The sequence below is a fragment of the Pseudoduganella sp. UC29_106 genome (genome assembly GCF_044055365.1).
Classification (GTDB): domain Bacteria; phylum Pseudomonadota; class Gammaproteobacteria; order Burkholderiales; family Burkholderiaceae_D; genus Rugamonas.
Map to the genome: position 1 here is coordinate 764,032 of NZ_CP171977.1, position 16,812 is coordinate 780,843.

Genomic DNA, 16,812 nt, shown 5'->3' on the forward strand with positions numbered 1-16,812 from the left:
CCCTGCCAACACAATTGCCCACCCTGGGGTCAGATCCGACATTCGGACACGAGCCCGGCCTTACCTGCCGCTAAAGCCTCCCATTCACGCACGGCGCGGCTTACCGTCTTCTCTGAAACGTCGAAAAATTCGCCTATTTCTCGCATGGAATAAACAGTCGTGAAGTAGGCCAGTGCCATTGCTTCATTGCGTTCAGGATACTTGGCCGCGTATTCGGACAACGAAGCCGCCAGCGTGCGGCGTGCGCGTTTGGATGTGCCCTGCAGACATGAATCTGATGCGGCAAGCGCGAGGTCGTCCGGCGTGCGACCCAGGACGACTTCCGACCGCGCCGTGGCAAGAGGATCGGGGCGGCCATGTCCTTGCTCAACAAAGCGGATATAGGCGGCAAGTGCTTTTGCCGCTTTGCTGCCAAACTGGCTGAGGAGCCATTGGGACGTCAGCCATGTTGGCGCGGGCAAGCGTCCGAGCAGGTAAGGATGGCTACTCCATTTCCATTCCGCTTCGTGGCGCACGAGCCTTGCCCGGACAGGGTTCAGTACCACGTAGCGCGCCACTTCGAGCAGTTGCGACTGATGTTCGATCAGCACCGAGTGATACCTGCCCTGCAGCACCGGTCCGCAACTGCGATAGCGGTAATTGAACCGCTGTGCGTAGCGACTATTCAGATGCCGCATTCCCTGCGCGAGATTGCCGTCCGCCGTTTCGACCAGCATGTGGAAGTGATTCGGCATCTGGCAGAAGGCGTGGATGCCGAAGTTGTAGCGCGCTGCGGTCTCGCCCAAGAGATCCTGCCAGATGTGGTAATCGCGATCCTCCCGATAGATGGCAGCCCGGCGGGTGCCGCGCGACGTGACGTGATATATGGCGCCGGGATATTGGATGCGAAGTGGCCTTGTCATTGCCACAGCTTAAGCACGCCGGGCTTAAATACCTTGATTTAGCGCTAGGAATGGATGGGGCCGTGTCCGAATGTCGGATCTGACCCCAGGGTTTACCCCAGGGTTTAGGCGCCGCCGGGGTAGCCGTGCTGGCGCCAGGCTTCGTAGACGACGACGGCGACCGTGTTCGAGAGGTTGAGGCTGCGGTTGCCGGGCTGCATGGGGAGGCGGATGCGCTGGGCGGTGGGGAAGCTTTCGCGGAACTCGGGGGCAAGGCCGCGCGTTTCGCTGCCGAAGACGAAGACGTCACCCGGCTGGAAGGCGAGCTCGGCAAAGGGGCGGGAGCCGTGCGTGGTCATGGCGAACATGCGCTCCGCCGCGGGCTGCACGTCCGCCAGGAAGGCGGCCCAGTCCTTGTGCACTTTCATGCGCGCATACTCGTGGTAGTCCAGGCCGGCGCGTTTGAGCTTGGCGTCGTCGAGCTCGAAGCCGAGCGGTTCGATCAGGTGCAGCTGGGCGCCCGTGTTGGCACACAGGCGGATCACGTTGCCGGTGTTCGGCGGAATTTCTGGATTGACCAGTACGACATGAAACAAGTTAATTCTCCTGATAACTATGCGGCGGTGTGCGCGCGAACACGTAATTGCTGACCCGCGCGGCGCCATGCCGCTTCAGCGTAGCGGCCACTTCCTCCAGCGTTTCGCCGCTGCTCATCACATCGTCAACCACGCCGATATGGCGTCCTTCCACCAGTGCCCGGTCGGGCACGGCGAAGGCGTGCTTTATATCGGCACGCCGCGTGCCGGGGGCCAGGCGGCTTTGCGCGCTGGTATCGTGCACCCGGCTCAGCAAGCGCGGCGCGACCGCAATCCCCAGCAAACGCCCCAGCGGACGGGCAATTTCCAGCGCCTGGTTGTAGCCCCGCTCGGCGAGCCGGGCTGAACCGAGCGGCACCGGACAGAGCTGGGCGGGCCGGGCAAGCCCGGAACGCGCAACAGAAGCCGCCAGCAATTCCCCGAACAGCCGCCCATGCGCCAGCCGGGCGCCGAATTTTAGCTGAAGCACGAGCCGGTCGAGCGGCATATCGTAGGACCCGGCCGCCAGCGTGGCGTCATACGAGGGCGGCGCGGACAGGCACCGGGCACAGGGCAGCCCCGCGGGACAGCCCGCCGGCAAGGGATTGGCGCATACCGGACAGCGTGCCACACCCGCGGCCGGACCGAAGAATTGCAGGCGGCAGGCGGTGCACAGCAGCTCCGTACCACGCGCCGTGCACAGCGCGCAATCACATGGCAGCAATAGGGACATCAAACCGCCGGCCATCGCGTTTTTCCCCGAGCAGGTAAACTGGCACATTATCCCATTCCGCACCAATAATAAATATGCAAGTCCCCGCCAATCCGCCGAAGCTGAGCGCGCCTATTGACCTGGATCGTGTCCGCACCCTGTTTGCCGACCCCGCCCGCAGCGCCGGCGCCGATTTCTGCGCCGCGAAATCGCTTCCCGCATGCACGAGCGCCTGGAACTGGTCAAACTGAATCCCCAGCGCGTGCTGGACGCCGGCTGCGGCACCGGCCAGGACCTGCCAGTCTTGCAAAAATCCTATGCCGCCGCCCAGATCCTGGGTCTGGACGCATCAGCCGCCATGCTGCAGGTGGCGCAGGGGCAGGGCGGCAAGTCGGCCCTGAACCAGCTGATCGCGCGCATCCTGCCGGCCAGGTCCGGCATCGACCTGGTATGCGGCGACCTGGCCGAGCTGCCGCTGGGCCAGAACTCGCTGGACCTGGTTTGGTCCAACCTCGCATTGCACTGGCATCCGCAACCGGACCGCGTGTTCGCCGAGTGGCGCCGCGTGCTGCGCGTGAATGGCCTGCTGATGTTTTCCTGCTTCGGCCCGGACACCATGCAGGAAGTGCGCACCGCCTTCGCCGAGATCGACCTGGCGCAGCACACCCTGCCGTTCGTCGACATGCACGACTTCGGCGACCAGCTGGTGGAGGCCGGCTTTGCCACGCCGGTGATGGATATGGAAAAGATAACGGTGACTTACGAGACGCCGCAGAAGCTGCTGGCCGATGTGCGCGCCCTGGGCGGCAATCCGCTGGGCACGCGGCGCCGGGGTCTGCTGGGCCGGGCGGCGCACACGCGCCTGCTGCAGGCTTTCGAACGCCAGCGCCGTGCCGATGGCAAGCTGGCGCTGACTTTTGAAGTGATATATGGCCATGCCTTCCGGCCGCAGGCGCGCATGACAAAGGATGGGGAGGCGATCATTCGTTTCGACCTGCCGCGCAAGCCTAAAAATTAGGCAGACAGAGGGAAAACGCAGGCGGCATACCACGTGTCAAGGGCATTTTCCCTTGATGAAAGATAGGGTTGCTGATTATAATCCTTGACTAATTTTGCCATTACTTCATCCTGCCGAACGAAAGAAGCAGGCAAAGACAGGCAGAAAAGCAGAAAAACGCAGCGCCAACGGTGATGTTGGGTCACTTGCGGCGATGTCAAGGTTCCAGCACGGTTCTCCCTCAAATTAAATTTTGACGGGGTGCCGGCATGGGGCCTTTAGCTGTTTAGCGCACGGCGGACCTGGAGACCGGCCCGCGCAGTGATGAAAATTTCTTTATTTTTGGGTGGTTGGGGAAAACATGAAACTTGCGAAGCGACTTCAATCGTTGATGCTCGGACTGGCCGCTGTATCCGCCGGAATGCCGGCGTGGGCGGCAGACGCAGCACCAGCGGCTGCTGGTACGTATCAGGCGGCCACCGGTGGCACCGGCGGTCCGATGGTGAACCAGTTGAACCTGCAGGCACCGGCAACGCACATCGCCTCTGAGATCTACAGCCTGCACACTCTGATGATGATCATCTGCCTGTGCATCTTCGTAGCCGTCTTCGGCGTGATGTTCTACTCCATCTTCAAGCACCGCAAATCGGTTGGCCACAAGGCTGCCACCTTCCACGAATCGACCGCCGTCGAAATCGCCTGGACCGTTGTGCCTTTCCTGATCGTTATCGGCATGGCCCTGCCGGCGACCCGCACCGTGGTGGCCATGAAGGACACCTCCAACGCCGACGTGACCATCAAGGCTACCGGCATGCAGTGGAAGTGGGGCTATGACTACCTGAAGGGCGAAGGCGAGGGCATCTCCTTCATCTCCAACCTGGCCACCCCGCGCTCGCAAGTGGGCGCGCCCGGCGTTGCTCCGACCGAGAAGCGCAGCGACACCTACCTGATCGAAGTCGACAACGAAGTGGTTGTCCCGGTCAACAAGAAGGTCCGTATCGTGACCACCGCGAACGACGTGATCCACGCCTGGATGATCCCGGCCTTCGGCGTGAAGCAGGATGCAATCCCTGGTTTCGTGCGCGACACCTGGTTCAAGTCCGAGCACACCGGCACCTTCCGCGGCAACTGCGCTGAACTGTGCGGCAAGGAGCACGCCTTCATGCCGATCGTGGTGCGCGTTGTGACCGCCGAAGAGTACACCGCCTGGGTCGACAAGAAGAAAAAGGAAATGGCTGCCCTGGCGGACGATCCTAACAAGACCTGGACCATCGACGAACTGAAAACCAAGGGCGAAAAAGTCTACACCGCCAACTGCGCTGTCTGCCACCAGGCAAACGGCAAGGGTGTGCCGGGCGCCTTCGCTGCCCTGGATGGCTCTGAAGTCGTGAACGGCCCGAAAGCCGGCCAGATCGACGTCCTGCTGCATGGCAAGAAGTCGGCAAGTTCCCGTCCGAAATGCCGGCATGGAAGCAACTGTCGGATACCGATATTGCGGCTGTGATCACCTTCACCCGCAACTCCTGGTCGAACAAGCCAGCGGAAAACATCGTTCAACCAGCCGAAGTTGTGGCTGCGCGCAAGTAATTAGGAGCATTACATGAGCACGACTATCGATCACGCACACGATCACGCCCACCACGGCGACCACGATCACGCACACGATCATCCGGAAGGCTTCCGCCGCTGGCTGTTCGCCACCAACCACAAGGACATCGGTACCCTGTACATGTGGTTCTCGTTCATCATGCTGCTGTCCGGCGGCGTGCTGGCGCTGATGATCCGCACCGAGCTGTTCAAGCCGGGCCTGCAGTTCTTCCAGCCTGAGTTCTTCAACCAGCTGACCACCATGCACGGCCTGGTGATGGTGTTCGGCGCCATCATGCCGGCCTTCGTGGGCTTCGCGAACTGGATGATCCCGCTGCAGATCGGCGCATCGGACATGGCCTTCGCCCGCATGAACAACTTCTCGTTCTGGCTGCTGCCTCCTGCAGCCATCCTGCTGGCCGCGTCCTTCTTCGTGCCGGGCGGCGCCACCGCCGCCGGCTGGACCCTGTACGCTCCGCTGTCGACCCAGATGGGCGTCGGCATGGACATGGGTATCTTCGCCATGCACATCATGGGCGCTTCGTCCATCATGGGTTCCATCAACATCATCGTCACCATCCTGAACATGCGCGCTCCCGGCATGACCCTGATGAAGATGCCGATGTTCTGCTGGACCTGGCTGATTACCGCCTACCTGCTGATCGCCGTGATGCCAGTGCTGGCCGGCGCGATCACCATGACCCTGACCGACCGTCACTTCGGCACCTCCTTCTTCAACGCTGCCGGCGGCGGTGACCCGGTGATGTACCAGCACATCTTCTGGTTCTTCGGCCACCCCGAGGTGTACATCATGATTCTGCCGGCGTTCGGCATCGTGTCGCAGATCGTTCCAGCCTTCGCTCGCAAGCCGCTGTTCGGCTACGCGTCGATGGTGTACGCAACCGCTTCCATCGCGATCCTGTCCTTCATCGTCTGGGCGCACCACATGTTCACCACCGGCATGCCGGTGACCTCGCCGCTGTTCTTCATGTACGCCACCATGCTGATCTCCGTGCCGACCGGCGTGAAGGTCTTCAACTGGATCGCGACCATGTGGAAAGGCTCGATGACCTTTGAAACCCCGATGCTGTTCTCGGTCGGCTTCATCTTCGTGTTCACCATGGGCGGCTTCACCGGCCTGATCCTGGCAGTGACCCCGATCGACATCCAGCTGCAGGATACCTACTACGTGGTGGCGCACTTCCACTACGTGCTGGTGGCAGGCTCCCTGTTCGCCCTGTTCGCCGGCTTCTACTATTGGTCGCCGAAGTGGACCGGCCATATGTACAACGAAACGATGGGCAAGGCGCACTTCTGGCTGTCGATCATCACTTTCAACATCACTTTCTTCCCGATGCACTTCCTGGGCCTGGCAGGCATGCCGCGCCGCTACGCCGACTATCCGGCGCAGTTCACGGACTTCAACACGATCGCCTCCATCGGCGCCTTCGGTTTCGGTCTGTCGCAGGTGTTCTTCCTGTTCGTCGTCGTGCTGCCGACCATCCGTGGCGGCAAGCCGGCTGCGGACAAGCCTTGGGATGGCGCTGAAGGCCTGGAGTGGACCGTGCCGTCGCCGGCGCCGTTCCACACCTTCGAAGTACCGCCGACCGTGAAGTAATCGAGTAACACCTTTGGGGCGGTACGGCTTGCCGTTGCCGCTCCTGATTGGAAGCACCATGTCTGACCCGAAGAAGCCGAACAACAATCTGCGCCTGGCGCTGATCCTGCTGTCGATTGCGCTAGTGTTCTTTGTTTCCGTGATCGGCAAGCAGTACATCCTGGGACATCATTGAAATGAGCGGCGATCGCAGCAAGGATGTTAGCAACAACGTCAGGATGCTCGGCAAACTGCTGGTCGTCGCGGTGATGATGTTCGGCTTCGGTTATGCGCTGATTCCAGTCTATAAGCATTTGTGCGAAGTCCTCGGTCTGAACCTGATCGATGGCAAGCCAGGCAGCGTCGACCCGGTGAAGAATACCCAGGTCGACAAGAGCCGCAGTATCACGGTGGAGCTGACGAGCAATGTGCAGGGCAATGTGCGCTTCCGTCCCACCACCAACAGCGTGACCGTGCATCCCGGCGAACTGACGACGGTGGTGTACGAAGTAGTAAACAGCGTGCCGCGCACGGTGAAGGCCCAGGCCATCCCGAGCTACACGCCGATGGAGGTAACGCCGCATTTCAAAAAGGTCGAGTGCTTCTGCTTCAAGGAGCAGGTACTGAAGGCGAATGAGGCGAAACAGATGCCCGTGGTGTTCTATATCGATCCGGCGGTGCCGAAGAGCGTGAACACCATCACCCTGTCGTACACCTTTATTGAAGCAGCCGGTCTGGATAACAAGACGGCCGCCAACTAAGGAGGACAGATGGGATCGTTCTTGTATTCGATGAAGGCAGTAATCTGGTCGTTCTTCGGCCTGCGTCGCAAAGGCGATTTTGACAAGGATGCGGAAAAGCTGAACCCCATCCACGTGATCGTCGCTGCCCTGATAGGCGTTGCGATCTTCATTGGCTTGCTGATTTCGGTCGTCAAGTTTGTCGTATTAAAGTAATTTGTGCAGTTCACGGATACAGTTTCTAGGAGATGAAAATGAGTTCGAATAACGCCGCGGCACCGGTACTACTTCGTGCCTGGTCCCTCCAAGTGGCCGATGCTGGGAGGTATCTCCCTGCTGGTGACCATGATCGGCGCCTCCGCCTGGGTGAATGACGCATCCTGGGGTATGGCCGTCAACCTGATCGGCATCGCAATGACGCTGGTGGTGCTGTATTTCTGGTTCGGCGACGCGATCGCCGAGTCCGAAGGCGGCATGTACAGCAAGCGCATCGATATCTCCTATCGCTGGTCGATGGGCTGGTTCATCTTCTCCGAAGTCATGTTCTTCGGCGCCTTCTTTGGCGCGCTGCTCTATGCCCGCACCATCACCATGCCGTGGCTGGGCGACCTGGATCACAAGCTGATCTGGCCTGACTTCGCAGCCCTGTGGGGCGGCGTGGGTCCTGCCGGCACCGTGGAAAGCTTCACCACCATGGGCCCGTTCCCGATCCCGACCATCAACACTGCGCTGCTGCTGACCTCCGGCCTGACGCTGACGATCTCGCACCACGCCCTGCAAGCGGGCAAGCGCGGCAAGACCGCCTTCTGGCTGGCCGCCACCGTGCTGCTGGGTGCAATCTTCATGGGCTTCCAGGCGTATGAGTACATCCACGCTTACCATGAACTGAACCTGAAGCTGACCTCCGGCATCTACGGCTCGACCTTCTTCATGCTGACCGGCTTCCCACGGCTTCCACGTGACCATGGGCGCGATCATGCTGGCCGTCGTGCTGTACCGCGTGATGAAGGGTCAACTTCACCCCGGAACACCACTTCGCCTTCGAAGGCGCCGCCTGGTACTGGCACTTCGTGGACGTGGTCTGGCTGGGCCTGTACGTGGTCGTGTACTGGATGTAATACGAGGGTATAATGCGCGGCTGACACAGTCGTGCATGCCCAACAAAAAGCCGCAGCACACGCTGCGGCTTTTTTTGCGTTATTGGCGGAACTGCGGCGGATCAATGATCCGCCTACAGCCCTTTGGGCCCGGTGAAGCCAACACAGCGTACGGGCGGATCATTGATCCGCCGTGCCTGCATCACCCGTAACGCCTGATCCCGGTCGGTTGAATATAACCCAGCTTCCACATCACCAGAATGATAACGAAGAGCAGGATGGAAAACCCCACGCGCATCGCGAGCGCGCGCACCATGCGCGGGTCGCCGCCCTTGCCGCGCAAGAGGAAGACCACTGCGCTGGCCAGGCTGCCGATGATCAGGATAAACGCGACGGCAACAAAGTATTTCATATTATTCAGCCAGGATCAGGTATTAAGAGGTTCCCATTGTAATGCGTAGCTTCCGCTTCAAGCTCGTTCCTTTCATCGCCATGCTGCTGCTGGTCGCCGTCGGCGTCGCGGCAGGCCGTTGGCAGACGGGCCGCGCGCATGAAAAAGGAAGCCTTGTCGGCCAAACTGGCGGCCGGCGCCGCCGCCGCGCCGCTGGAGCTGGCCGCCGTCCCCGCGCGCGCCGGCGAGCTGGAATTCCGCCCGCCTGCGCCTGACCGGCGAATGGGTCGCCAGCTGGCCGCTGTACCTGGACAACCGCCCCTACCAGGGACGCGCCGGTTCTACCTGCTGATGCCCTTCAGGTTGGCGGGCAGCGATATGCACGTGCTGGTGGCGCGCGGCTGGCTGCCGCGCGACATGGCCGACCGCAGCAAGCTGCCGCACGTGGACACGCCGTCCGGGTCCCGTGAGCATCGAAGGCACGGCCCGCCTGAACGCGGGCCACGTGATGCAGCTGGGCGAAGTGAAGCTGGCGCCCGGCGCCATCGTGCAGAACGCCGACGCAGCCGCCATGGCCGCCGCCAGCGGCCTGGTATTCCAGCCCGTCATGCTCGAACAGACCTCGCAGGACGCACCGGCCGCCGCCGCGCCGCAGGCCAGCGCCGCGCTCGTGCGCGACTGGCCCGCGCCCTCGCTGGGCATCGACAAACACCGCGGCTACGCCTTCCAGTGGTATGCACTGGCGGCGATGGCCTTCCTCTTCTATGTTTTCACTGGATTCAAGAAACGTGGACAGCAATAACCAAGACTCCCGCCAGCGCTCCGGGCGCTTCAAGATGTTTGCCGTACTGGCCGTATGCGCCGCGCCGATCGCCGCCTCCTATTTCACCTATTTCGTGATCAAGCCCGAGGGCCGCAACGACTACGGCGCCCTGATCGACCCGCGCCAGTATCCGATCCCGGCGATGGCCAGCAAGCAGCTGGACGGCACGCCCGCGCGCCTGGAAGACTACAAAGGCAAGTGGATCATGCTGAAGGTGGGCGGCTCCGACTGCCAGCAGGAGTGCCTGGACATGCTGTTCGCCATGCGCCAGCTGCGCACCATGCAGGGCAAGGAGATGGAGCGCATTGAGCGCGTCTGGCTGATCACCGACGAGCAGCCGCTGGAAACCATGCTGCTGCGCGTAAACGACGGCACCCATATGCTGCGTGCGCCGGCGGATGCCGTCGCCAAATGGCTGCCGGTGGAAGAGGGCGCGAAGCTGGACGAGCATATCTACCTGATCGACCCGCTGGGCAACCTGATGATGCGCTTCCCCAAGAACGCCGACCCGCAGAAAGTGAAGAAGGATATGGCCAAGCTGCTCAAGGCTTCGGCGATCGGATCAGCCATGCAACACGTTTCCCTGGCCCAGATGGCCGTTACCGCGTTGCTGATTGCGCTGCTGCCGCTGTCGATGGTTTGGATCTCGAAGGATGTCAGCAAATACCGCAAGCTGGTATGGGTCGGCGTCTTCCTGACCTTTGACCTGATCGTGTTCGGCGCCTTCACGCGCCTGACCGACTCCGGCCTCGGTTGCCCGGACTGGCCCGGCTGCTACGGCCTGGCCAACCCCTTCCTGGCGCACGAGGAAATCAAGGCTGCTGAAACGCTGATGCCGACCGGCCCCGTGACGATGGTCAAGGCCTGGATCGAAATGATCCACCGCTACCTGGCGATGACGATCGGCATCCTGATTGTGGCCATGGCGGGCGTGTCGTGGTGGCAGTGGCGCAAGCGCAATCCCTTCAGGCGCATCGTGTCGCCCGGCTATCCGACCCTGCTGGTGTTCTTCGTCTGCCTGCAGGGCGCATTCGGCGCCTGGACGGTGACGATGAAGCTGCAGCCGATCATCGTGACCGGCCACCTGCTGCTGGGCATGGGCCTGCTGGCCATGCTGGCCTGGTTCGGCGGCCGCCAGGACCAGGCGCTGCAACCGCTGCGCCAGTCCGGCGCGCCGATCAATGTGCTGCCGCACATCCGCTGGATGGCCTTCCTCTCCGGCCTGGTGCTGGTGACCCAGCTTGCGCTGGGCGCCTGGGTCAGCACCAATTACGCCACGCTGGCCTGCACCGAGTTCCCGCTGTGCGGCGGCAAGCTGGTGCCGGACATGGACTTCGAACACGGCTTCCACCTGTGGCGTGAACTGGGCAAGACGGCCGCCGGCCATTACCTGCCGTTTTCAGCGCTGACGGCCATCCATTGGGTGCACCGCAATTTTGCCTTTGTGGTAATCCTCGTGCTGGGCTATACGGCCTACCGGGCCTGGCGCGTGACGGGCCTGCGCACGGTGTCGACCTGGATCTTTGCCTTGCTGGCTTTGCAATTCGCCAGCGGCCTGGCCACCATTTACCTGAACTTCCCCCTGGCGATTGCCGTGGTCCACAACGCCGGAGCGGCCGGACTCGTGCTGTTACTGACCATGTTAAACTATCGGGCTAAGTTTCTTGCAGCACCCACACGCACCTATTAAATGACGACCCGTACTGCCACCCTGAAATCGAACAGCCGCATTGCCCAGTACATGGCGCTGACCAAGCCGCGCGTGACGCAGCTGGCCGTGTTCTGCGCCGTGATCGGCATGTTCCTCGCCACGGACGGCATGCCCGACTGGCGTGTTGTCATTGCGGCCACGATCGGCATCTGGCTGCTGGCCGGCGCCGCCTTTGCCGTCAACTGCCTGGCCGAGCGCGAGATCGACGCCCGCATGGCGCGCACCGCGCGTCGCCCGATGGCGCTGGGCGATATCACGGTGAAGCAGACCGTCGTGTTCGCGGCCGTCATCGGCGGCATCGGCATGTACATCCTGCACGAGATGGTCAATCCGCTGACCATGTGGCTGACCTTTGTCACCTTTGTCGGCTATGCGGTCATCTACACGATGCTGCTGAAACCGGCCACGCCGCAGAATATCGTGATCGGCGGCCTGTCCGGCGCCATGCCGCCGGCGCTGGGCTGGGCGGCCGTCGCCAACGACGTGCCGATGCAGGCATGGCTGCTGGTGCTGATCATCTTCGTCTGGACCCCGCCGCACTTCTGGGCGCTGGCCATGTACCGCCGCGACGATTACGCCAAGTCCGGCCTCCCCATGCTGCCTGTGACGCACGGCCTGGGCTTCACCGCCTTCCACATCTGGCTGTACTCGATCGCGCTGGCGGCGACCACGCTGCTGCCCTTCGCCGTGAAAATGAGCGGGCTGATTTACCTCGTCAGCGCGATTGGCCTGAACGCGGTATTCTTGTACTACGGCTGGCAGATCTACCGCCACTATTCGGACATCGTGGCACGCAAGGCCTTCACCTGGTCCATCATCTATTTGTCGCTGCTGTTTGCTGCGCTGCTGGTCGACCACTACTTCAAGTTCTGATTCGTTATGAAAAAACTGTTCGCGGCACTGTTGATGCTGGCGGCCCTGGTCGGCTGCGGCGAGAAGCAGCTCAAGTTTGAAAACACCGACCTCACCGGCCTCGATTACGCCAAGGGCTTCGCGCTGAACGACCACACCGGCAAGCCGGTCACGCTGGACAGCTACAAAGGCAAGGTCGTAGTGCTGTTCTTCGGCTTCACCCAGTGCCCGGACGTATGCCCGACCACGATGGCTGAAATGGCCGGCGTGATGAAGGAGCTCGGCCCGCAGGCCGACCAGGTGCAGGTGCTGTTCGCCACCCTGGACCCCGAGCGCGACACCAAGGAGCTGCTGGCCCAGTACGTGCCGAGCTTCGACAAGCGCTTCGTCGGCCTGTACGGCACTCCCGAGCAGATCGCCGCGACCGCGAAAGAGTTCAAGGTCTTTTACCAGAAAGTGCCGGGCAAGACTCCCGACAGCTATACCATCGACCACACGGCCGGCAGCTATGTCTTCGACAAGCAGGGCAAGATCCGCCTCTTCCTGCGTCACGGCCAGGGCTCGGCGCCCATCACTCACGACCTGAAGCTGCTTCTGTCCTGAGAGACGGCAGCGGTTCCTGTTTGCCGCGTGCGGACAGGATGATGGCGAGGATGATCAGCGCCGCGCCGGCCAGCATGCGCAGTGACGGCCTCTCGCCGAACAGCCACCAGGCGCAGGCGATCGCGTAGACCGGTTCGAGCGCGATGATCATGCCCGCACTGCGGGCGCTCAAGCCGTCCAGGCTCTTCACGAACAGGTATTGCGCCAGCCCGGTGCAGAACACGCCGAGCAAGCCCAGATAGAACCAGTCGACCGGCGCGGGCGCGCCGAGCTTCCCCGCTGCAAAAGGGGAGAGGACCAGCGCGACCACCACGTTCTGCCAGAACGCCACCTGCATCGCGTCCGTGCCCCGCGTGGCGCGGCGGTTGGTCATCGCCAGCAGCGCAAACGTCAGGCCCGAAGCGAGGCCCCAGATCAGGCCGACGGTGCCCCGGTCACCGAAGTCAAAGGAGGGCGTGACCAGCACCAGTCCGGCCGAGACAAAGGCCAGCAGCAATCCCTCGGAGGCGCCGATGCGCTCGCGGAAGACGGCCACGTCCAGCAGGGCGATGAAGGCGGGGAAGCTAGCAAAGCCCAGCGTCGCCACCGCGACTCCGCCCACTTTCACGGCGATGAAGAAAGTGACCCAGTGCGCGGCCAGCAGCACTCCCGTTGCCGCGAGCACGCCGGCCTGTCGTACGCCCAGACGCAGCAGGGGGCGCTTGCGCAGCCCAGCAACCATCGCCAGCGCGCCCACGGCATAAGCGGCGCGGCCGAAGGTGATCACGGTGGCGTCGGCGCGGATCAGCGCACCGAAAACACCGGTGAGGCCGAACAGGACCGCTGCGATATGCGCCAGGGTAAGCGCGCTTCGATGAGTCGTCATGACCGGAAGTATAGACCGGCGCAGCAGGGCGACTTCGTCAGCCGTAACGCGCGGCCGGGCGGGCGTTGCCGAATTGGGTTGCGAGCGCGCGGCGTGCGGCTTCGTGGGCGTTCCATTGCTCAACGTCGTGCAGGCCGGGGATGGTGACGACTTCACCCTGGTCCAGGCCTGCCAGCGAGGCATCGACCAGATCTCCCACGCTCATGATGATTTGCGCCGGCAGATTGCTGAGCGGGTGGCCCAGCGTGTCCCAGAACGGCGTGGCGGTAACGCCCGGCAGGACAGCCTGCACGCGGATACCGCTTTGCGCCAGCTCATGCTGCAGCGACTGGGTGAATGCGAGCACATAGGATTTGCTGGCGCCATAAACGCCATTCATCATCTCGGTGGCAATCGCCACAATGGACGACACATTGATCACCGTGCCCGCGCCGCGCGCCGCCATTTGCGGGACCACGGCATAAGTCAGCCTGGTCAGCGCGGTCACGTTGAGCGCGATCATGCGTTCCATATCGTCCACGTTGGCGTTCAGCAGCGGCGCCACGGAGCCTACGCCGGCGTTGTTGACCAGGACCGCAATGTCGCTGCGTGCGCGCAGCATTTCTTTCAGTCGCAGCAGGTGGGCGCTGTCGGTCAGGTCCACTGCCGCGATCTCGACGCGGCGGCCGGTTGTTGCTCGCAGGTCGGCGGCAAGTGCCTCCAGCTCGCCGGCACTGCGAGCTACCAGCAGGAGGTCGTGTCCACGCCGTGCCAGGCGCTGTGCGAAGACTGCGCCCATGCCCTTCGAGGCGCCGGTAACTACTGCAAATCCATTTGCGTTGCTCATGATGTCCTTTCGTAAATTTGACGGGAGAAGTGTAGCGCCGTGCTCATAAACATGCAAGTAAAATGCATGTTTAATCCTATGCTTTCCTGATAAGCTTGCGCATATGGAAAAACGCTTCGAACCCTATTCGCGCCTGGCGGCCATCGTTGGATTAACGGTTGGCTGCCTGTATGTGCTCCGGCCATTTTTCGGCGGCATGCTGTTTGCCGCCTGTATTGCGATCTCCAGCTGGCCGCTGTACCTGAAGCTGCTGGGCAAGATGAAGCAGCGCCGGACGCTGGCGGCGGCGGTGATGACGACATCGCTGATCTTTGTGATCCTGCTGCCGCTGGCACTCGTAACCTGGAACATCGCCGACAATGCGGGCGAGTACTACCACGCGATCAAAGAGTCGCTGGAGGCAGGCACGATCGAACCGCCTGCGTGGCTGAAGCAGATTCCCATGGTGGGCGAATCCGTGGATGCCTATGTGAACCGCATTCTGCACAGCCGCGAGGAGCTGGTGGCGCTGGCCAAGCGCTATATCGATCCCGCGCGAACCTTCCTGCTGAACAGCGGTATTGTGCTGGGCAGCGGACTGGCCCAGGTCAGCCTGGCCGCCTTCGTAGCCTTCTTCCTCTATCGTGACGGCGCGTCCATCGTGGCGGCGCTGAACGTTGGCATGGGCAAGATCATGGGCGAGCATGCGGCCGAAGTGGGCGAAACGGTGAGCCGCACCGTCAGCGGCGTGATGTACGGCCTGCTCGGCACGGCGCTGGCGCAGGCGGCGGTGGCAGCTGTCGGCTTCCTGATTGCGGGCGTGCCGGGTGTGGCGCTGCTGGCCGTGGCCACCTTCCTGTTTTCGCTGGTCCCCGTCGGTCCGCCGCTGATCTGGGGCGGCGCGGCAATCTGGCTGTTCAACCAGGGCAGCACGGGCTGGGGCATCTTCATGATCATCTACGGCCTGGTGGCGATCAGCGGCGTCGACAACGTGGTCAAGCCCATGCTGATCAGCCGCGGTTCCAGCCTGCCATTCCTGCTGGTGCTGCTGGGCGTGATGGGCGGCGTGCTGGCCTTCGGCTTCGTGGGCTTGTTCATCGGCCCGACGCTGCTGGCCGTCGCGCTTGGCCTGCTGCGCAACTGGACCAATGTGAATCCAGTCACGCCGCGCTGATTCAGTCCAGTTCGTCGGCCGCGGGCACGACCTGGCGCGGAATGACTTTGACCAGCAGGATGCGGGGGCCGTTCATCTTCTTGACCACCACGTCGAAGTACTTGAAGTCGACGCGCTGGCCCTGTTTCGGGATGTCGCCCAGCTTCAGCATCACGAGGCCGCCCACCGATTCGACTTCCTCCAGGCCCAGTTCCTCATTCTCGATATCGATGCCCAGCGTGCGCTCCAGCGAGAAGATGGGCAGGCTGGCCTTGCCGACCAGGGAGCCGTCTTCCTGCTTCAGCCAATCGTTTTCGTTGAGGCGGAATTCGTCGTGGATTTCGCCGACCATGGCGCCCAGCAGATTGTCCAGCGTGAGGAAGCCCACGGGGCGCTTGCCCTTTTCGCCGATCAGGGCAAAGTGCGGCGCGCCGTCTTTGAAGCGGCGGAACAGTTCCAGCGCCAGGGTGCGCGCGGAGTAGGTGTCCACCGGCCGCAGGAATGGTGTAAACGATTTAATCGGTTTGCCGGACTGCTGGGCAAAGAACAGGTCCTTCAGGTGCACCACGCCCAGCACGTTGTTGCCCGATTCGTCGAAATAGGGATAGCGGCTGAAGCGGTTGCGCACGACGGTCTGCAGGTTTTCCTCCACCGATTGCGAGGCATACAGCGCGATCACTTCATTCACGGGGCGCATCAGGTCGGACACGCGCAGCTGCGAGAAGTCCAGCGAGTTCGCCAGCACGTTGCGCTCGTCCTTGTCGAAGGTTTCGCCCGGCTGGCTGGTGCGCAGGATCAGTTTCAGTTCTTCCGTCGAGTAGTGCGATTCGTGGCCACCGGCGGAGCTCAGGCCGGCCAGGCGCAGCACAAAATTGGCGCTCTCGTTCAGCACCCAGATGGCGGGATACATCATCCAATAGAAGGCGTACAGCGGAACGGCGGTCCACAGCGCCACCGATTCAGGAATACGGATGGCCAGCGACTTCGGCGCCAGTTCGCCCACCACGATGTGCAGGAAGGAGATCGTGACGAAGGCGAAAACGAAGGAAATACCGTGGATGACTTCCTGCGATACGATGCCGATAAAGCCCAGCAGCGGTTCGAGCAGGCCGGCGAAGGCCGGTTCACCGATCCAGCCAAGGCCGAGGGAGGCCAGCGTGATGCCCAACTGGCAGGCGGAGAGGTATGCGTCCAGTTGCGAGTGGACCTTGGACAGGATGCGGCCGCGCAATCCGTAGGTCTTGGCGATGGCGCGCACGCGGGTGCGGCGCAGGGTGACGATGCCGAATTCGGCCGCCACATAGAATCCGTTGAGGGCTACGAGGAAAAGGGCAAACAGGACAAGCAATAGGTTGTGCATGACGCGCGCTGAGGCGGGTAGTTAAAAACGACATCATAGCCGACCGCGCCCGGCGTTGTCTTT

The 16,812-nt window shown here is 62.4% G+C and carries 16 protein-coding genes and 4 pseudogenes; 13 read left to right on the top strand and 7 right to left on the bottom strand.

The genetic code is table 11. The annotated features are described in order from the left end of the window. Nucleotides 1-29 precede the first annotated feature (29 nt). The 3 genes from ACHMW6_RS04185 to ACHMW6_RS04195 form a co-directional block, all read right to left on the bottom strand. Nucleotides 30-902, bottom strand: coding sequence for an REP-associated tyrosine transposase (locus ACHMW6_RS04185; RefSeq protein ID WP_395405814.1), 873 nt, complete (start codon nt 900-902; stop codon nt 30-32). 104 nt (nt 903-1,006) lie between these two features. Further along, nucleotides 1,007-1,477 (bottom strand): tRNA (uridine(34)/cytosine(34)/5-carboxymethylaminomethyluridine(34)-2'-O)-methyltransferase TrmL, encoded by a 471-nt coding sequence (gene trmL / locus ACHMW6_RS04190; RefSeq protein WP_395405816.1) that lies wholly within the window; start codon nt 1,475-1,477, stop codon nt 1,007-1,009. Between the two features lies 1 nt (nt 1,478). Next, nucleotides 1,479-2,237 (bottom strand): phosphoribosyltransferase family protein, encoded by a 759-nt coding sequence (locus tag ACHMW6_RS04195; protein WP_395405818.1) that lies wholly within the window; start codon nt 2,235-2,237, stop codon nt 1,479-1,481. Between the two features lie 26 nt (nt 2,238-2,263). Between ACHMW6_RS04195 and ACHMW6_RS04200 the strand changes: the two are divergent. From ACHMW6_RS04200 to ACHMW6_RS04230, 7 genes and pseudogenes are all read left to right on the top strand, one after another. Next, nucleotides 2,264-3,186: pseudogene (locus tag ACHMW6_RS04200) on the top strand (methyltransferase domain-containing protein). A 340-nt stretch (nt 3,187-3,526) separates the two neighbouring features. Beyond that, nucleotides 3,527-4,752, top strand: a pseudogene (coxB, locus tag ACHMW6_RS04205) (cytochrome c oxidase subunit II). Between the two features lie 13 nt (nt 4,753-4,765). Continuing rightward, nucleotides 4,766-6,370, top strand: a complete 1,605-nt coding sequence (gene ctaD / locus ACHMW6_RS04210; RefSeq protein WP_395405820.1) for a cytochrome c oxidase subunit I — start codon at nt 4,766-4,768, stop codon at nt 6,368-6,370. A 58-nt stretch (nt 6,371-6,428) separates the two neighbouring features. Beyond that, nucleotides 6,429-6,545 (top strand): cytochrome oxidase small assembly protein, encoded by a 117-nt coding sequence (locus tag ACHMW6_RS04215; RefSeq protein ID WP_395405822.1) that lies wholly within the window; start codon nt 6,429-6,431, stop codon nt 6,543-6,545. Nucleotide 6,546: 1 nt separating this feature from the next. Continuing rightward, nucleotides 6,547-7,110 carry a cytochrome c oxidase assembly protein gene (locus tag ACHMW6_RS04220; protein WP_395405824.1) on the top strand — a complete coding sequence of 188 codons (564 nt, stop codon included), beginning with the start codon at nt 6,547-6,549 and terminating at the stop codon, nt 7,108-7,110. Nucleotides 7,111-7,119: 9 nt separating this feature from the next. After that, complete coding sequence (locus tag ACHMW6_RS04225) at nt 7,120-7,305, top strand: DUF2970 domain-containing protein (RefSeq protein WP_395405826.1); 186 nt, start codon at nt 7,120-7,122, stop codon at nt 7,303-7,305. A gap of 38 nt (nt 7,306-7,343) precedes the next feature. Continuing rightward, nucleotides 7,344-8,207: pseudogene (locus tag ACHMW6_RS04230) on the top strand (cytochrome c oxidase subunit 3). Nucleotides 8,208-8,388: 181 nt separating this feature from the next. On the opposite strand, the gene ACHMW6_RS04235 reads toward ACHMW6_RS04230, so the two are convergent. Beyond that, nucleotides 8,389-8,598 carry a twin transmembrane helix small protein gene (locus ACHMW6_RS04235; protein WP_395405828.1) on the bottom strand — a complete coding sequence of 70 codons (210 nt, stop codon included), beginning with the start codon at nt 8,596-8,598 and terminating at the stop codon, nt 8,389-8,391. A gap of 41 nt (nt 8,599-8,639) precedes the next feature. Between ACHMW6_RS04235 and ACHMW6_RS04240 the strand changes: the two genes are divergently transcribed. The 5 genes and pseudogenes from ACHMW6_RS04240 (at nt 8,640) to ACHMW6_RS04260 (ending at nt 12,566) form a co-directional block, all read left to right on the top strand. Further along, a complete protein-coding gene (locus ACHMW6_RS04240) occupies nt 8,640-8,852 on the top strand; it encodes a hypothetical protein (RefSeq protein WP_395408809.1) in 213 nt (70 codons plus the stop codon). Beyond that, nucleotides 8,752-9,379 (top strand): annotated as a pseudogene (locus ACHMW6_RS04245) (SURF1 family protein). Before ACHMW6_RS04240 ends, ACHMW6_RS04245 begins: the two are co-directional and overlap by 101 nt. 613 nt (nt 9,380-9,992) lie before the next feature. After that, nucleotides 9,993-11,090, top strand: coding sequence for a heme A synthase (locus tag ACHMW6_RS04250; RefSeq protein WP_395408525.1), 1,098 nt, complete (start codon nt 9,993-9,995; stop codon nt 11,088-11,090). Further along, nucleotides 11,091-11,984: a heme o synthase gene (cyoE, locus tag ACHMW6_RS04255; RefSeq protein ID WP_395405830.1), complete on the top strand. Its 894-nt coding sequence runs from the start codon at nt 11,091-11,093 to the stop codon at nt 11,982-11,984. A 6-nt stretch (nt 11,985-11,990) separates the two neighbouring features. Continuing rightward, the gene (locus ACHMW6_RS04260) at nt 11,991-12,566 is read left to right on the top strand and encodes an SCO family protein (protein WP_395405832.1); all 576 of its coding nucleotides are present in this window, start codon (nt 11,991-11,993) and stop codon (nt 12,564-12,566) included. On the opposite strand, the gene ACHMW6_RS04265 is transcribed toward ACHMW6_RS04260, so the two are convergent. Both ACHMW6_RS04265 and ACHMW6_RS04270 read right to left on the bottom strand, forming a co-directional pair. Beyond that, complete coding sequence (locus ACHMW6_RS04265) at nt 12,535-13,431, bottom strand: DMT family transporter (protein WP_395405834.1); 897 nt, start codon at nt 13,429-13,431, stop codon at nt 12,535-12,537. The two genes, ACHMW6_RS04260 and ACHMW6_RS04265, sit on opposite strands and share 32 nt — an antisense overlap. 37 nt (nt 13,432-13,468) lie before the next feature. Continuing rightward, nucleotides 13,469-14,257 (bottom strand): SDR family NAD(P)-dependent oxidoreductase, encoded by a 789-nt coding sequence (locus ACHMW6_RS04270; RefSeq protein WP_395405836.1) that lies wholly within the window; start codon nt 14,255-14,257, stop codon nt 13,469-13,471. 103 nt (nt 14,258-14,360) lie between these two features. Here ACHMW6_RS04270 and ACHMW6_RS04275 point away from each other — a divergent pair, with 103 nt between their 5' ends. Next, complete coding sequence (locus ACHMW6_RS04275; protein ID WP_395405838.1) at nt 14,361-15,410, top strand: AI-2E family transporter; 1,050 nt, start codon at nt 14,361-14,363, stop codon at nt 15,408-15,410. 1 nt (nt 15,411) lies between these two features. Here the strand turns inward: ACHMW6_RS04275 and ACHMW6_RS04280 are convergent, their stop codons facing one another. Continuing rightward, the gene (locus ACHMW6_RS04280) at nt 15,412-16,749 is read right to left on the bottom strand and encodes a hemolysin family protein (protein ID WP_395405840.1); all 1,338 of its coding nucleotides are present in this window, start codon (nt 16,747-16,749) and stop codon (nt 15,412-15,414) included. Nucleotides 16,750-16,812: the final 63 nt, after the last annotated feature.

Bases quoted from the DNA above. Each gene is read 5' to 3' on its own strand.
- ACHMW6_RS04185 (WP_395405814.1), bottom strand. From the start codon at position 902: ATGACAAGGCCACTTCGCATCCAATATCCCGGCGCCATATATCACGTC.
- ACHMW6_RS04195 (WP_395405818.1), bottom strand. From the start codon at position 2,237: ATGTGCCAGTTTACCTGCTCGGGGAAAAACGCGATGGCCGGCGGTTTG.
- ctaD (WP_395405820.1), top strand. From the start codon at position 4,766: ATGAGCACGACTATCGATCACGCACACGATCACGCCCACCACGGCGAC.
- ACHMW6_RS04215 (WP_395405822.1), top strand. From the start codon at position 6,429: ATGTCTGACCCGAAGAAGCCGAACAACAATCTGCGCCTGGCGCTGATC.
- ACHMW6_RS04220 (WP_395405824.1), top strand. From the start codon at position 6,547: ATGAGCGGCGATCGCAGCAAGGATGTTAGCAACAACGTCAGGATGCTC.
- ACHMW6_RS04225 (WP_395405826.1), top strand. From the start codon at position 7,120: ATGGGATCGTTCTTGTATTCGATGAAGGCAGTAATCTGGTCGTTCTTC.
- ACHMW6_RS04235 (WP_395405828.1), bottom strand. From the start codon at position 8,598: ATGAAATACTTTGTTGCCGTCGCGTTTATCCTGATCATCGGCAGCCTG.
- ACHMW6_RS04240 (WP_395408809.1), top strand. From the start codon at position 8,640: ATGCGTAGCTTCCGCTTCAAGCTCGTTCCTTTCATCGCCATGCTGCTG.
- ACHMW6_RS04250 (WP_395408525.1), top strand. From the start codon at position 9,993: ATGGCCGTTACCGCGTTGCTGATTGCGCTGCTGCCGCTGTCGATGGTT.
- cyoE (WP_395405830.1), top strand. From the start codon at position 11,091: ATGACGACCCGTACTGCCACCCTGAAATCGAACAGCCGCATTGCCCAG.
- ACHMW6_RS04260 (WP_395405832.1), top strand. From the start codon at position 11,991: ATGAAAAAACTGTTCGCGGCACTGTTGATGCTGGCGGCCCTGGTCGGC.
- ACHMW6_RS04265 (WP_395405834.1), bottom strand. From the start codon at position 13,431: ATGACGACTCATCGAAGCGCGCTTACCCTGGCGCATATCGCAGCGGTC.
- ACHMW6_RS04270 (WP_395405836.1), bottom strand. From the start codon at position 14,257: ATGAGCAACGCAAATGGATTTGCAGTAGTTACCGGCGCCTCGAAGGGC.
- ACHMW6_RS04275 (WP_395405838.1), top strand. From the start codon at position 14,361: ATGGAAAAACGCTTCGAACCCTATTCGCGCCTGGCGGCCATCGTTGGA.
- ACHMW6_RS04280 (WP_395405840.1), bottom strand. From the start codon at position 16,749: ATGCACAACCTATTGCTTGTCCTGTTTGCCCTTTTCCTCGTAGCCCTC.